The sequence below is a fragment of the Marinilactibacillus kalidii genome, assembly GCF_017599325.1.
In the GTDB taxonomy this organism is placed as follows: domain Bacteria; phylum Bacillota; class Bacilli; order Lactobacillales; family Carnobacteriaceae_A; genus Marinilactibacillus; species Marinilactibacillus kalidii.
Window position 1 is genome coordinate 12,533 of the sequence record NZ_JAGFVM010000013.1, and the last position, 15,850, is coordinate 28,382.

14 protein-coding genes are annotated in these 15,850 nt (G+C 37.5%); all 14 read right to left on the reverse strand.

Annotated features, from left to right (window positions below; genetic code table 11):
- Positions 1 to 6: 6 nt before the first annotated feature.
- Positions 7 to 2,808, reverse strand: coding sequence for an ATP-binding protein (locus J5J05_RS02505; RefSeq protein ID WP_208559116.1), 2,802 nt, complete (start codon positions 2,806 to 2,808; stop codon positions 7 to 9).
- A complete protein-coding gene (locus J5J05_RS02510) occupies positions 2,798 to 4,045 on the reverse strand; it encodes a metallophosphoesterase family protein (RefSeq protein ID WP_208559117.1) in 1,248 nt (415 codons plus the stop codon). The genes J5J05_RS02505 and J5J05_RS02510 overlap by 11 nt, the downstream gene beginning before the upstream one ends.
- 113 nt (positions 4,046 to 4,158) lie before the next feature.
- Entirely contained in the window at positions 4,159 to 4,500 is a 342-nt protein-coding gene (locus J5J05_RS02515) for a YlbF/YmcA family competence regulator (RefSeq protein ID WP_208559118.1), read from the reverse strand.
- A 125-nt stretch (positions 4,501 to 4,625) separates the two neighbouring features.
- Positions 4,626 to 6,740, reverse strand: coding sequence for a PBP1A family penicillin-binding protein (locus tag J5J05_RS02520; RefSeq protein ID WP_208559119.1), 2,115 nt, complete (start codon positions 6,738 to 6,740; stop codon positions 4,626 to 4,628).
- 137 nt (positions 6,741 to 6,877) lie between these two features.
- Positions 6,878 to 7,870 carry a DHH family phosphoesterase gene (locus J5J05_RS02525; RefSeq protein WP_208559120.1) on the reverse strand — a complete coding sequence of 331 codons (993 nt, stop codon included), beginning with the start codon at positions 7,868 to 7,870 and terminating at the stop codon, positions 6,878 to 6,880.
- A 27-nt stretch (positions 7,871 to 7,897) separates the two neighbouring features.
- Entirely contained in the window at positions 7,898 to 9,202 is a 1,305-nt protein-coding gene (locus J5J05_RS02530) for a DRTGG domain-containing protein (RefSeq protein ID WP_208559121.1), read from the reverse strand.
- Entirely contained in the window at positions 9,192 to 10,352 is a 1,161-nt protein-coding gene (gene dinB / locus J5J05_RS02535; protein WP_208559122.1) for a DNA polymerase IV, read from the reverse strand. Before dinB ends, J5J05_RS02530 begins: the two co-directional genes overlap by 11 nt.
- A 218-nt stretch (positions 10,353 to 10,570) precedes the next feature.
- Positions 10,571 to 10,855, reverse strand: coding sequence for a post-transcriptional regulator (locus J5J05_RS02540; protein WP_244244583.1), 285 nt, complete (start codon positions 10,853 to 10,855; stop codon positions 10,571 to 10,573).
- A 31-nt stretch (positions 10,856 to 10,886) separates the two neighbouring features.
- A complete protein-coding gene (yajC, locus tag J5J05_RS02545; RefSeq protein WP_208559123.1) occupies positions 10,887 to 11,237 on the reverse strand; it encodes a preprotein translocase subunit YajC in 351 nt (116 codons plus the stop codon).
- Positions 11,238 to 11,394: 157 nt separating this feature from the next.
- Complete coding sequence (tgt, locus tag J5J05_RS02550; protein WP_208559124.1) at positions 11,395 to 12,540, reverse strand: tRNA guanosine(34) transglycosylase Tgt; 1,146 nt, start codon at positions 12,538 to 12,540, stop codon at positions 11,395 to 11,397.
- Positions 12,541 to 12,568: 28 nt separating this feature from the next.
- Positions 12,569 to 13,606, reverse strand: a complete 1,038-nt coding sequence (queA, locus tag J5J05_RS02555; RefSeq protein ID WP_208559125.1) for a tRNA preQ1(34) S-adenosylmethionine ribosyltransferase-isomerase QueA — start codon at positions 13,604 to 13,606, stop codon at positions 12,569 to 12,571.
- 27 nt (positions 13,607 to 13,633) lie between these two features.
- Positions 13,634 to 14,644, reverse strand: a complete 1,011-nt coding sequence (gene ruvB, locus J5J05_RS02560) for a Holliday junction branch migration DNA helicase RuvB (RefSeq protein WP_208559126.1) — start codon at positions 14,642 to 14,644, stop codon at positions 13,634 to 13,636.
- Positions 14,645 to 14,674: 30 nt separating this feature from the next.
- Complete coding sequence (ruvA, locus tag J5J05_RS02565) at positions 14,675 to 15,286, reverse strand: Holliday junction branch migration protein RuvA (protein ID WP_208559127.1); 612 nt, start codon at positions 15,284 to 15,286, stop codon at positions 14,675 to 14,677.
- Positions 15,287 to 15,376: 90 nt separating this feature from the next.
- Complete coding sequence (gene msrB / locus J5J05_RS02570; RefSeq protein ID WP_208559128.1) at positions 15,377 to 15,820, reverse strand: peptide-methionine (R)-S-oxide reductase MsrB; 444 nt, start codon at positions 15,818 to 15,820, stop codon at positions 15,377 to 15,379.
- Positions 15,821 to 15,850 lie beyond the last annotated feature (30 nt).

Consider the following 15,850-nt stretch of genomic DNA (forward strand, 5'->3'; position numbering starts at 1 on the left):
CCATTATTACTTGCCTAAAATCGTTTGCTGACTTTTCTTAGCGCCTTCTAGTGACTGCTCATCGAAAGAGAAATAGAGCACTTGTGTTGTCTGACTAATTTCTTTTAATAATTCATACATTCTACTTCTGCGCGTCCAATCCAGATTAACAAATCCATCATCAATCAACAAAGGTAGTTTGATCGTATCTTGAATATTTTTTATAAATGCAAGTCTCAATGAAACATATAATGGTTCGGCAGTTCCTCTAGACAATTCACTTGCTTCGAAATATTGTCCCTCTCTGTCTAATACCTGAATAGCCTCGTCATCTACTACTATTTTACTATACTTTCCTTGCGTTAAATACTCAAAATATTTTTCTGCATCAATAATTGTTTGTGGAAGGCGATCTTTTCTAGCATACTTTAAGGTTTGTTCAATCATATGTGCTGCCAGCTTTTTTGTGACCCATTGATTGACAAGTTCTTGTAAGGCACTTTTTTTATTTTCAAATGATTGTAATAAGGCTGTGTACTCCCCACCTTCTTCCAATCGCTTTACTTGTACTTCGAGCTCTATTTTTTTCTGTGTTAACTGTTTAGTTTCTTTGATTGAATCAGAAATTTCTTGCTCTACTTGTTGTTGCTGGGCATTAAGATCTTCTTTTGAACTCGTTTTAAAGATTTCGTGATTTTCAGGCAATTGTTCTTTTAGTACGTTTAATCTTTCTACTTTCTCGTTTTTTTGTTTCAATAACCCATGCAAATGTCTGAATACTTCTTCCGAATCTGCACCAGCATTTTTTAAAAGCCTTTGTTTTTTCATCAAGGTTGTTTTTTCATTTTCAATCAGTCGATTTAGATCTTGCCGAACTTCCCGACTTTCAATCATGTATTGTTGAAGTTGATTTTTTTCTTCTTTAACTTCTTTATAAAATCGTTTAAAAAGTTGAATCTTTTGAATAGCATCATCATCTTCTTCAAATAATTCACTCAAACTATCGAATTGAGCTGTTTTCAGATCAATCTTTGTCTCATATTCTTCTAACTGAGCTTCAGCCTTTTCTAGTTGTTTACCTACTTCGATTAGTTCCGAAACTTCTCTTTCAAAAGTGAATGCCTGATTTAGCGCAATAGATTGTTTAACCAACTTTTCTTGCTTGAATGTCTCCCATTCCGTTTGATTCACTTCAAGGTCATCTTCAACCTGATTGATGGCTAAGGTAATTGTCTGCTTTTCATCTTCTAACTTATCACTATTAAATAGATATTGACGCCATTGTCTTCTCATTTCTTTTTGTTGGATATAGGTTTCATAAGTAGCATGTTCATTAGAGCTAGCTTGCTGTGCTCGTATTTTAGCCCATAAGTGCCAGCAGCTCCCCATAGCAACCAGTAGCGCGACCAAACTCAAGGGCAAGGCAAAAGGAACATCAAAAGTAGCAAGGCTCACTAATAATACTATCGAAAAACCTAAAAATATCATTTCTATTAAAAAGTTATTTGGTTTATTTTGATTTTTAAATCTAGCTTCGTGATACTCTTCTTCTTTTCTAAATGTTTCGTTCGACCATAAGTCTGCTTCTAATATATCGATAGATTCATCAAGTGAGCTTCTCTTAAAGTCAATTGTAGAAAGCTTTTCATTTAATTGATGGTAAGTTTGTTCTTTTTGTTCTTGTAGCTGTTGTAATGCTTGAATATTTTCTTTATCCGCTTTTGTCCAAGCTTTAGGAATGCTATCTGCTCTTTCTAAATTCAAGCGATCTCTTTTTTCGTTTCTCTCAGCTTCTAAGCGTTCAACTTCTTTTTTACTATAGTGTTGTTCTCTGATCAAATCATCCATTGTTCCCATTTGAACAGCTAGTGCATCAATGGCTTGTTCGTTCTCTTGATACATAATCAATTTCTGTGATGGTTCGTATTGCTGTTCAACGATTTTTAATCTTTCTTGATTATCTCTGATTGTTATTCTGATGTCTTCTATTTGTTTGTTCAAAGAAGCCAACTCATACAATCCGTTTTCAGAAAGATTCGAGGTGTTTAATTGTTCTATTTCCATTTCAAGCACGGTAATTTCTTCAATCATGTCATAATTTTGATCTAGTTGTTTTAGATTTTGTGAGTGTTTATTTAATGCTACCGTTGTTTTTTCTAATTCGGCCAAGCTTTGTTCTAAGAGATTAATTTGTTGCAATAAATCAAGATATTCCTTATTCTTTTGCTTTGTATTATCCATTGATCGCTGTTTTTCTTCTAATTGTTTAATCGCTTGATTGATTTCGGGTACTCGACCTGTTGGCTTATAGAGCTTATTGGCTTGTTGCTTATACATATCTGCTCTTTGCAAGAATTGCTCTGTACCTAAAGCACCTGCACTCAGAAAATATCGATTTAATTGTTCCTTCGTCATATCTTCCACTTTTTCAATCCCTTTTAAATGGAAAGAAAAGACAGACTGATATAAACTACGGTCTACACCATAAACGATCGTATTGAGTAACGTTTCGCCTCCAGTAGCGCCGTCTTCTAGCAGAACAGTCACATCTCCTGTTGATTTCCCCTGTACTCTCTCTATACTGACCAGACCAAATCTTTCATCTTCAACCAGTATTTTACCTCCATAACGGCTACTATCTTTAGGTTCGTACCTAAGTAATGCACTGTGTCTTGTAGGAAACCCGAAAAGAATACTATGAATAAAAGACATCATAGTCGATTTACCAGCTTCATTTTTTCCAAAAACAACATGGAAATCAGTTGAAAAGTCAAATGTCTGGTCGACCCACTTTCCATAGCCATATATCGTTAACGTTTTAATCTTCATGCTGGTTGGCTCCTTTTATGCTAGCGTGCTGCTGTAATTCGGACAAAGCCATTTCGATCATTTCATCCCGGTATGCCAAAGAGCGGTCCGTCATTAATCGAGCAAATTTAGATTGATCAAAAAAATCATTCGTCAATTCATTGAATTGTGTTTCCTCTACCAACTCATTTAAGACCATTTGAAAAGCTTCTGGAAACAATGATGCCAAATCGAATGTCTCTTCATCTTCTAGCATCCGAGTGATTCTGTGATTAGTGATCCAGATAAAGCGATCTTGAGCAGTTTGTTGATGCGCTTCAATGAACTGACTTTGGCTAAGTTTTTTGATTAGTTGATCCGATAGTCCTTCTCCAACGTCTATTTCAAGCGTGATCAAGTAATTTATTTTGCTAGCCTTCAAATCTGGCAAAGCTGTCTGAACATGGTTAAAGATTTGATTCATATCTTGAGCTTCTTTAGCATCCACATGAATCTTCCGCCAGACGATAGGAGAAGTTGAGTGAAAATCAACCGTTTCTCCTCCATTTTTTACCAGTTCAACAAGTAAATAACCCTTTTCTCCTGTCTCTTTCTTGTTTCTTCCTTGAATGTTTCCTGGATAATATGCTGGGGGATGTGCAGCTACTTGACTTCTAGTGTGTATATGACCGAGTGCCCAATAATCATATTGTTTTTCTCTTAGTTCGTTGATCGTAAAAGGCGCATAGTGCGCATGCTCACTAGCCAGTCCTTCTTGAAATCCATGAAGCATTCCGATATGAAAGTCTACAGCCTTCATTCTCTTAGGATAGTGCGTAATCATACGTTCATTGACCCATCTCTTACCATAACTGAAACCAGAGATTGCTACCGACTCCCCACCTTTTGTTTGTAGCGTAACGGTTTCGACTGTCGTGCGAAATACCGTTACATTATTAGGCAGCGCAAGGTGCAGAGATTCATCACCAATAAAGTCATGATTACCGTGAATGATATAGACAGGTATATTGGTTTGTTCCAATCTCTCCATCTCTTTTTTAAACTGTACTTGAGCTTTTACACTACGGTCTTCTAAATCATAAATATCTCCAGAAAACAGTACAAAGTCTACTTGATTATGTATAGCAGCTTGCACGATGGTAGCTAGTGATTGAAAAGTAGATGTCTTGATGGCTTCAATAATATTATTCGGTATGTCTTTCAGCCCCGAAAATGGACTATCCAAATGTAAATCTGCCGCATGTATAAATGTAATCATATGCTCCTCCTATCTCCAGTTACTAACTGGGTACGTATGTTCTTTTTCTTACAAACGAAAAGAGCTCACCTTAATAGTAAGCTCTCTTGTTTTAGAATCGAATCGATTCTTTTTTATTGATATAGCTCACGAACTGGTTTTAAGACCACTTGATTGATATCATCGATCATTTGACCAACTTGTTTTTCAGCTTCAAGTAAACCAGAAATTGTTTCATTTTCACCGATTTTACCAGAAATTTCCTGAGCTTGTTGCGCTTCTTCTTCAGTGATTTCTTGCCCAGTCATTTGTTTTTGTTGTAGGTTTTGTTGAACTGTTCTGAATTCATTGAAGATTTCACTTGCTACTTCATCGTTTTGAACGGCTTTGAAAGCTTCTTGTAATGTTACAAATTGTTCAGTCTCTCTAATTTCTTTTTCTAATTGGTTAGCAGTGTCGTAAATATTGACAGCCATACTCTCATCCCTTCATTTATAACTAGCACATTTGCTAGTTATTTTCTACGTTTAGTTTATCATGAATCCGATTGCCATTCTAGTATTAATCATCTTTCTCAAAAACTCCTCAGATTCAAGCAAATTTAGCGAACAGCATTTTTGAAAAAATCAAAAACTTTTCCTGCCCCATCTTTAATATAGGAAGAACCTTTACGGATCACTTCTTTTGTTTCTTCGATTCCTTTATTCACCTGTTCCATTAGTTCTTGATTCGTTTCAGCGTCTACTACTTCTTGATTTGCATCTTCTATAGCATAAGCTGTTTGGCTCGTATAAGGCAAGATATGCTCAAGTTCAGATTTCATTACCATTCCAACCCCTTGAGAACTTCCCTCTTTGAGATAATGATTTTCAGTAGTTTGATCGAATCCCATCCAACTGGTTACCACGATGTCTGGTGTCATTCCTACGATCCACTGATCGGTTGCACCTGTTCCACTAGTTGTCTGTGTGGTTCCGGTCTTACCAGCCACAGTATAGCCTGAAGGTTGATTATTACGCGCTGTACCAGATGAGTAAACACTTAATAGCATACGGTTCATTTGTTCAGCGACTTTTTCAGACATCACGCGTTTTTCCTTAGGCTTCGTGTTATCAACAATTACTGCCCCAGTTGCATCGACAATCTTCGTAATGAAATAAGGATCAATTCGCTTCCCTTCATTTACAAATGATGCATATGCACTACCAATTTGCATGGGTGATACTCCTTGGTCCATCCCACCGAGCGCTACAGCCCCCAAATGCTTATCCTTCTCACTGACCGGTAAGCCAAAGTCTTTCAGCTTATTTATTCCTTTTGTTAATCCTACTTCGTTCAATAACCATACTGCAGGCGCGTTCAAACTATTCGCCAGTGCATCGTACATGGGTACCTCACCTGCGTAAGTACCCGACAGGTTCGTTGGTTGATAATTTGTTTCCCCATAAGAGGTTAGTTCATCTTGAAGCATGGAATCGATCTCAAAGCCGTTTTCCAATGCAGGAACATATACACCAAGTGGTTTTATCACTGATCCAGGTTGTCTTTTCATCTGTGTTGCTCTGTTCAACCCTCTAAAGGTATATTCGCCTCTTCCACCGACAACAGCATTTACGCCACCCGTTTTCGGATCGATTGCAATTGAAGCACTTTGCACAACCGTTCCGTCAGCTGCATCATTAAAGAGTGCACTATTCTCATAAGTTTTATCCATCTGTTGTTGATAGGTCTGATTTAAAGAAGTATAAATCGTATAGCCATTGTTCAAAAGATCTTCTTCTTCAATACCATACTTATATACAGCTTCATTTGTGACAGCATCAAAATAATAAGGATAGCGATAACCGTCTTCATCATCAAAGCCATCAACTAATGTTAAGTCTGTTTGACTGATTGCTTGTGCTTCTTCGGTTGAAAGTTTTTCATTATCAACCATTAAACTGAGAACAACATTTCGTCTTTCGATTGCGCGATCATAATGATCAATCGGATTATAATTAGAAGGCGCTTTTAACATAGCGGCGAGCGTAGCAGATTCTGCTACATTTAACTGTGCAGCTGTCTTATTGAAATACTTATGGGCAGCATCTTCGACTCCCCAAACGCCGTTTCCAAAGTAAGCATTATTTAAATACATCTCTAAAATATTTTCTTTACTGTAATGTTTTTCAATTTCAATCGCGAGGAAGAGTTCCCTTAATTTTCTAATTAGGGTCTGATCAGCTGAGAGATAAGCATTTTTCGCTAATTGTTGTGTGATCGTACTTCCCCCACCGGAAATTCTACCGCTGGTTAAGAATTTCACTCCAGCACGACCAATACCGCGAATATCGTATCCACGGTGTTCGTAAAAGCGTTGATCTTCAGTGGACGTGACCGCATCTTGAATATTCGTAGAAATAAGATCCAATTCAACGAAAGTCCCTTTTTGATCGTATAGGGTACCCGCTTCTTCCCCTTGATTATCAATGATCGTTGTGGTCTGTTCAAGACCTGCTCTTAAAGCATTAACGTTAGCGGTTTTCGCTAAGTAGGCGAGATAGATACTAAATACTAACGCAATGGTCAATGCAAAGAGTATCAAACTTTTGGTTAAATGATACTTTTTCCAAGTACGGCGTAGCCGAACCATTAATTTGGCTAGTACTGGTTTAAGCCAAATCCAAAAGGAGCGCAAAGTATTTTTTATTCGTTCTTTAAATTGTTGGTTTTTCATGATTTTTACCTCAATATCTTTATTGGACGTCATGATGTGTAAAGATTTCAGCACATCTTCTACCAAACTTTATAGAGACTTTTCCAATTACATCATACCGATTACCCCTCTTACATACATCCGCCTCTAGTAGGAGTTTAATTCTCTTCTTCTGGAACCCAGTTTCTTGCAGCATCTGTTATTTCAGCTAAAATCACTTCAACTTCTTCTTGATTCATCGCATTCGCACCACTGGCAAGCGGATGACCACCGCCATCATGATTTTTAGCGATTTCATTGATTACAGGTCCTTTTGAGCGTAATCGACAGCGATAGTGTCCTTCCACTTGTTCGACAAATATTCCCCAAGATAGTACCCCTTCAATTGAACCAGGAAGTGAAACGATACCATTCGTGTCTTTATCTTCAATCCCCATTTTAGACAATGTTTCTTGTGTCAAAATGATATGACCCACACCATGGTCATTGATTGAGAATTTATCTAAAACATACCCCATCAACTTCGCTACTGGTGGCTTGATAACATTCATGCGGTTATTTAAAGCCGTATGTGAAAAGGAGAAGGTCATTAACGCTGCACTAATTTGCATCGTGTAACTTGAAGTCGCTTGATATAAAAAGCGATTAGTATCGCCGACGATTCCTGCATATAGTAAACGCGCAGCTTCATCTGACATTGTTAACTCATCTTTAAATGTTATCCATAAATCTGCGATCATTTCACTACAACTACTGGCTGCTGTGTTTACCCATTCAATATCTCCGTATGAATCGTCTTTAGGATGATGATCGATTTTGATCCATTCTTTAGCAAGCTCAAAATGTTCACCATCGATTCGCTTCACATTGGCGGTATCCGTCACAATCACTAAGGCTTTTTCGTATACTTCCTTCTCTGGCTGCTTCATTTTTTGTAAAAATGCTAAACTATCATTGTCGGATCCAGCTGTATACACTTGCTTGTCTGGAAAACTAGCTTTGATGATCTCGGCTAGACCACATTGGGATCCAATAGCATCTGGATCAGGTCTTTGGTGACGATGAATGATAATCGTATCCCATTTTTTAATCGTATCCAGTATATCTCGTTTTAAGGTATTGTCTTTTGTATTCACTGTCTGCAAAGTCATTTTATTTCCCTTCCGGTAATTAGATTATTATTTTTTTTGTAGCAATTGACAAACAACGATCGCTTTAGCGGCTAATCCGTTCTCCGAATACACTTCTATATCCAGTCTAGCAGACCGTCTACTTCTATCAAAAACGGTCGGTTTTATCGTTAATGTATTGCCAAGTTGGATTAAGTTCAGGTAATGTAATTGAACTTGCTCTACTACTAAATTACGTTTATTTTGTTTGGAAAGCTTTAAGTAAGCTGATTCAGTAACAATTTCACTTAACACACCAAATGAAATCGTTCCTAATCCATTCGTCATTTGTGGACTAACATTGAATAAATATTCTTCTGTATTTTTTTCTTTGATCGACTGATTGATTTGATCGGCTATTGTTTCACCTGTTTGTGGCTGGCGTTGTTGAGATTGCATTGCTTTCATGATATCTTGTCTAGAAACGACGCCTAAAAGCTTCATTTCATCTGACACGACTGGCATAACTTCTAATCCATCCCAAATCATTGTATGCGCCACGCTAGCTACACTCATGTGATTTGTAGTAAATGCTGGATCTTTGGTCATCACCTTTTTGATAAGAACGCTATCCTCTTCTCCAATAATATCTTTCGCTGTAACAATCCCCACTAATCGGTCGTTATACCCAACAACTGGGTAGCGTGTATGTTGACTTTCCTGGTTGGCTATTCGATAATCATAGACTGTATCATCAGTTTTCAGAAATTGTGTGTGCTCAAGTCTAGTATAGACTGACTCAATCATCATGATTTCTTTTTTTATCAATTGATCTGTCATTGCACGATTAATCATCGAACCAACGGTAAAGGTATCATAAGAAGTCGTCATGACTGGAAGAGATAATTCATTTGATAGATCAATAATCTCCTGATCCGCTCTGAAACCTCCTGTTATCAATACTGCAGCACCATTTTCAAGCGATAACCTCTGAGCAGATTCTCTATTTCCAATGATCATGAGCGATTCATCTGTGATGTAGCGCAACATAGCTTCTTCTGTCATCGCACCGATGATAAATTTATTGAGCGTCTTCGTTAAGCCGTTTTTCCCACCCAACAATTCGCCATCGATTATTTTTAAAATTTCTTCGAAAGTTAGATTTTCAATATTTTGTTCGCTCTTTGCCTCAATTCTTATTGTCCCTACTCTTTGAATCGTCGTGACTAACCCGGTATTTTCTGCTTCTTTGATTGCTCGGTAAGCTGTTCCTTCACTAACGTTAAGTGACTTGGCAATGAGCCTGACCGATAGTTTATCACCAATGGGAATCGATTCAATAAAATTAAGAATTTGCTCGTGTTTAGTCGCCATTCTCAGCTTCCTTTGCTTGATTATCTTGTTGTTTCGTCCAGAGCTGTAAAGGAATATTTTCAAATAAAACAGGATCTAAGCTTGTTACTGTGATCCCAAGTAATCTGATACCTTTAGCCAGTGATCCTTCTTCTTCAAATATTCGTAAAGCAGAAACAAATAATTCCTCTGCATCTACAATATAATTTGGAAATGTTTTTCTTCGAGTCAAAGTGCTAAAGTCATTGTACCTTATCTTTAAAACAACCGTCTTTCCATGTTTCTGATGCTTCTTTAAAGAAGCAAATGTCTGGTTAGCCAGTTGACGCAATGATTGCGTTACTTCTTCTTCTGAATTCAAATCATCTAAGAATGTCCTTTCTTTTCCAACAGATTTACGCGTGCGATCTGCTACGACAGGACTATCATCAATACCTCTAACTTTCCGGTAAAGAGAATGACCCATTTTACCAAAGTGAGTGACTAGATCCATTTCAGAACGTTCATAAAGATCTTGACCTTTATAAATTTCAAGTGCATGCATTTTTTCAACTGACTTTTTTCCAACACCATAATATTTTTCAATGGGTAAACTTGTAAGAAAGTCATGCGCATCGTCAGGTGGTATAACCGTAATTCCAGAAGGCTTTTTAAAATCGGATGCTAGTTTTGCAAGAAATTTATTATAAGAAACACCCGCCGAACAGGTCAACGCCAGCTCACGATAGATATCTTTTTGAATTTTCCTTGCAATCAACGTAGCACTGTTCAAATTGATCTTATTTTCTGTGATATCAAGATAGGCTTCATCAAGTGAGAGTGGTTGAATCAAATCTGTGTATCGTTTAAAAATCGCTCTGATTTCTTCTGAAATAGATCGGTATAATTCAAAATTGCCCGACACGAATATGCCTTCTGGACATAATTCATATGCTTTTTGCGCACTCATTGCAGAATGGATACCAAATTTTCTCGCTTCATAACTAGCAGTAGCAACGACGCCTCTTCCCCCATTTTCTTTAGGGTGTCTAGCGATAATTACCGGTTTACCTCTCAATGAAGGATTTTCTCTCACTTCAACCGAAGCATAAAATGCATCCATATCGATATGAATAATTTTCCTTGAAGTATTTCTTTCAGGTTCATCAAATGTCAAAATACCGTATTTCATAGACTCACCTCATTTACATGACCCATTTGACGCACGTCTGATACTACGTGTTTTTATCCATACTGAACTAATCTACCAAAAAATGTATAAGAATCTTCTAACTCATTATACTAGAAATTTGAATACAGTTGGCAGAGGATTTGTACAATTATGTTACGACTCCGCTCATTTCAGACAAAAAAGGCAGAGAATGAATTAACATTCTCTGCCTTTAGCTATTACGACCCTAATATATCATTAAAATCCATATCTTCTAATGAAGTTACATTATAAACTTGTGCTTCTAATGAAGCATAATTGAAATAATCATTTAATTCAATATCCATGATCGCTTTAACTTCTTCATGGTACCTTTCTGGACGAAAGTTTTTCCACAAAAAGGTGAGACAATATTTCCAAAGATCTTCGATCGTGACTTGATCATAACCATTCTTTGAAAATTGCTCTTGCTTCATTTTCAGCCAAACCTCGTAGTTCATAAAGGTCTGTGTTTGAGCTTCCAAAAGGCACCTCCTTCGCTACTAGCCAATCACTTTATAGTACTTCTTCGTCAGTAGAATCTGGTGTGTTTGTTCCTAATTCTTCCGGTGTAGTTGTTTGTGTACTATCTACTTTCGTCACGATACGAGCAATTGCGCGACGTTCAAATGTTAAATAAATTCCTTCGCAATCAAGGACAACTGTTTTACCTTCATTATTCACTTCGTCAATTACCCCATGAAGGCCACCAATCGTTACTACAGAATCCCCTTTTTGCAATGAATTCAGCATATTTTGAGCTTCTTTTGCTCTTTTTTGTTGCGGTCTTACCATTAAGAAATACGCAACCCCGATAATTAAAATAAACGGTAAAATCGATCCAACTAATCCAGTTATTGCTTCCATATTGTTTCCTCCATTATTCATTTCTGTGTCAAAGGCTTTTGCTTAACTGCAAAATACTCTTCATCTGATTTTCAATCTTTTTAAAAAATTTAAGATTTTAAGACACCTATTACCTTATCAGATTTTGTAAGCGAATGCTACCTAAGTTTGGATGCATTTAAAAGTTTTTAGCATCTGGCTTATTATATCCGTACTCTTCGAAAAAGCTCTCTTTAAATTCCAGAAGGTTATCTTCTCTAATCGCCTGACGTACTTTCTTCATTAAATCGAGTAGGAAATAAAGATTATGATAGCTAGTCAAACGCAAACCGAAAGTTTCATCTGATTTAATCAAATGACGGATATATGCTCTTGAATAGTTTCGACAAGTATAACAATCACATTTATCATCTAAAGGACCAAAGTCTCTAGCATATTGCGCATTTTTGATCACTACACGACCTTTACTCGTCATCGTCGTTCCATTACGAGCAATACGGGTAGGCAATACACAATCAAACATATCGACCCCTCTCATAACCCCTTCGATTAAAGCATCCGGTGTACCCACACCCATTAAGTAACGTGGTTTATTTTCCGGAAGAAGTGGTGTAGTAAAGTCCAAGACGCGGTACATTTCTTTTTTAGGTTCTCCAACTGAAAGCCCGCCAATGGAATACCCCGAGAAGTCCATACTGACAAGATCTTTAGCGGATTGCTTTCTTAGATCTTCAAATCCAGCACCTTGCACGATACCAAATAATCCCTGGCGATCGTAATTTTGGTGAGCCTGCAAGCCTCTTTCCGCCCATCTAGATGTTCTTTCTACTGACTTTTTAACATAGTCATAGCTTTCATCGAAAGGTGGACACTCGTCAAAACTCATCATAATATCTGAACCAAGACTATTTTGGATTTGAATTGCTTTTTCAGGTGAAAGGAACAACTTAGACCCGTCTAAATGGCTCCTAAAATGAACACCTTCTTCTTTAATATCTCTCATATCAGATAGGGAAAATACTTGAAAGCCTCCAGAATCTGTCAAAATTCCTTTATCCCATTGCATGAATTCATGTAATCCGCCAGCTTCTTCTACAATATCTTCTCCTGGACGCAACCAAAGATGATAAGTATTACTCAAAATAATACCCGCACCCATTTCTTCTAGTTCTTCCGGTGCAATCGTCTTTACACTCGCTAGTGTTCCAACAGGCATAAACATGGGCGTTTCAAATGTTCCATGGGGTGTTTCAATTTTCCCTAGTCTTGCACCAGTATGTTTCTCTTTTTTTTCTAAATGATACTTTATTGGATGATCTATCATTGTAACCCTCAATTTCTTTTAATTTTATTTATTTTTTCAAGAACATTGCGTCTCCGAAACTAAAGAAACGGTACCGCTCCTCTACTGCATGATTGTATGCTTTAAGTACAAATTCCCTACCAGCAAATGCACTAACTAACATGATCAAGGTAGATTTTGGTAAGTGGAAATTGGTTAAGAAGGCATCGACTACTTTAAACTCGTAGCCAGGTGAGATGAATATATCCGTCCATCCACTGTCAGCTTCTAATCTTCCATCAAATTTTGTTCCGATCGTTTCCAAGGTTCTGATTGAAGTCGTACCTACAGCTACGATCTTTCCACCCTTGTCATGGATCTCATTTAACGTTTCAGCCGATTCAGCTGACAACTGATAAAATTCTTCATGCATTTTGTGCTCTTCTAAATTATCGACATTTACTGGACGGAATGTTCCTAATCCAACATGTAAAGTCAAAAAGACGATCTTAACACCTTTTGCTTCTACTTTTTCCAAAATTTCTTCCGTAAAATGCAATCCTGCAGTCGGTGCAGCAGCAGACCCATTTTCTTTGGCGTAAACGGTTTGATATCTGTCGGGGTCTTCTAGACGTTCTTTAATGTAAGGTGGTAGCGGCATTTCGCCTAAAGACTCTAACGTTTCTAAAAATATGCCTTCGTAAGAAAATTCCACGATTCTTCCACCATGTTCTAACACTTCTTTAACGGTTGCGATTAAACGACCGTCTCCAAAAATGATTTTGGTCCCTACTTTTGCTTTTTTCGCTGGCTTAGCTAGTGTTTCCCATTGATCGCCTTCGGTATTTTTTAATAAAAGCAATTCAATATGTCCACCCGTTTCTTCCTTTTCCCCATAGAGTCTGGCGGGTAGGACTCTTGTATTATTCATGACTAATGCGTCGCCCGCATTCAATTCATCAAGAATCTGCTCAAAATTTTGATTTTTCATTGTTTGATCTGATACTGAAAGTACCATCATTTTCGATGAAGATCGATTCTCCAATGGTGTTTGCGCAATCAGTTCTTCTGGTAGTTCGAAATCAAAATCTTCTGTAACTAGTACCACGGTTTTCTCTCCTTTTGTTGCTTTTTATTATGAATGATTCATGGGTATATCAAAATGTTCATACGCTTTTGCTGTAGCAATCCTTCCACGGGGCGTTCGTTGTATAAAGCCTTCCTTTAGCAAGTATGGTTCGACCATATCTTCAATCGTTTCCATTTCCTCACCAATATTAGCGGATAAGGTATTCAGTCCAACAGGACCGCCATTATATAGCGTGATCATCGTTTTCATCAATTTCTGATCTACAGTATCAAGTCCGTTACTGTCAACTCTAAGCAAATCTAGCGCTTTAGAGGCGATTTGTTCTGTAACCACACCTTCACCTACAACTTCTGCATAATCTCTTACTCTTTTAAGTAATCGATTGGCAATTCTCGGGGTTCCTCTGGATCTTCTAGCTAATTCAATAGCGCCCGTTTCATCGGTTTGTGTATTTAACACATCTGCTGTCCGTTCTACGATTTCCTTTAAATCCTTCTCTTCATAGTATTCCATGTGAGATAAGATTCCAAATCGATCTCGTAGTGGTGCGGATAAGGTGCCTGCACGAGTCGTTGCACCAATCAAAGTAAATGGTGGCAGTGGAAAATGTACTGGATGGGCAGTCTCACCTTGTCCAATGATGATATCAATATAATAATCTTCCATTGCAGAGTATAACATTTCTTCTACGACTCTTGGAAGACGATGTATTTCATCGATAAATAAAATACCACCTGGCTCCAAGTCATTTAATAATGCTACGAGGTCTCCTGGCTTTTCAATTGCCGGTCCACTCGTTGTCCGAATAGTCGCACTCATTTCATTCGCAATCACCATCGCCATCGTCGTTTTCCCTAAACCTGGAGGGCCGTACAAAAGTACATGATCTAATGCTTCTTCCCTATTTTTTGCTGCTTCAATATAAATCATTAACTCTTGCTTGATTTTGTCTTGGCCAATATACTGGTTGAAATATTGAGGACGTAATGATTTTTCTAGCGAGTGTTCTGAAGCACTCAATAGTTCGTCGGACATCAATCGGTCTTCACCTTCCATTGTTCCACCTCCTCTTCTCTTCTATCCATTTTATTTCATCATTAATTTTAAACCTTCTCGAATATACGTATCTGTTGATGTCTTATCAAGCTTTTCTAAAGCTTTCTTAACTTTCAAAACATCCCTTTTTGCGTAACCTAGTGCCATCAAAGCTTCAGTAGCTTCTTGTAAGGATAAATTACCTTGGTCTTCTTCGAATGTCAATTCTTCAGATAATTGACCTGTAAATTGATCGATACTTAGCTCGGATAATTTACCTTTCAAGTCCAAAACGATTTGAGAGGCTGTTTTTTTACCGACACCAGGAAACTTCTGTAAAAATTTTACGTCTTCCTGCTCAATTGCTTGTATCAAACCTCTATGGTTTTCATTAGCCAAAATAGCCAGTGCGCTTTTTGGCCCGATGCCCGATACATTGATCAATTTCAAAAACAATCCTTTTTCTTCATGTGTTTTAAATCCAAATAAATTAATATCATCTTGCGAAACATTCTGATATAAATAAATTTGAACTTCATGATTATGATAATCCGTATATCTAAACGGATTAGCCATCAACACATGGTAACCAATACCATTGGTTTCAATAACCAAATAACTTGGATAAATATGAGTGATTTTCCCTTTTATGTATTCGTACACATCAGTTCCCCTTTTCAGCTGAATTCTCTACCATTGTAGCATAGAAATACCCAGCCCATAAAGTTTCCTAAGGGCTGGGAATCTTTTCTCTTATGCGTTAAATTCAGGTAGATACGCTTCGTATCCTTCTTCTTTTAGTTTTGTTACAGGGATAAATTTCATCGCTGCTGAGTTAATACAATAACGCAGTCCACCTTGTTCGGGTATACCATCTGTAAATACATGTCCAAGATGAGAATCCGCTTCACTACTTCTTACTTCTGTTCGTTCCATACCATGGGTAGCATCTCTTAGTTCTTTTACACCACGTTTTTGGATTGGTTTTGAAAATGAAGGCCAACCGCAACCAGCATCATATTTGTCGTTGGAAGAAAATAAGGGTTCACCGCTAACAACATCTACAAAGATACCATCTTCATAAAAATCATCGTATTCACCGGTAAAGGCTCTTTCAGTGGCACTGTTTTGCGTCACTTCATATTGTTCTCTCGTCAAACGCTGTTTTAGTTCTTCATCTGAATATTGTTTTGCCATCTTGCTATCCCCTCCTGTTACCCTATATTG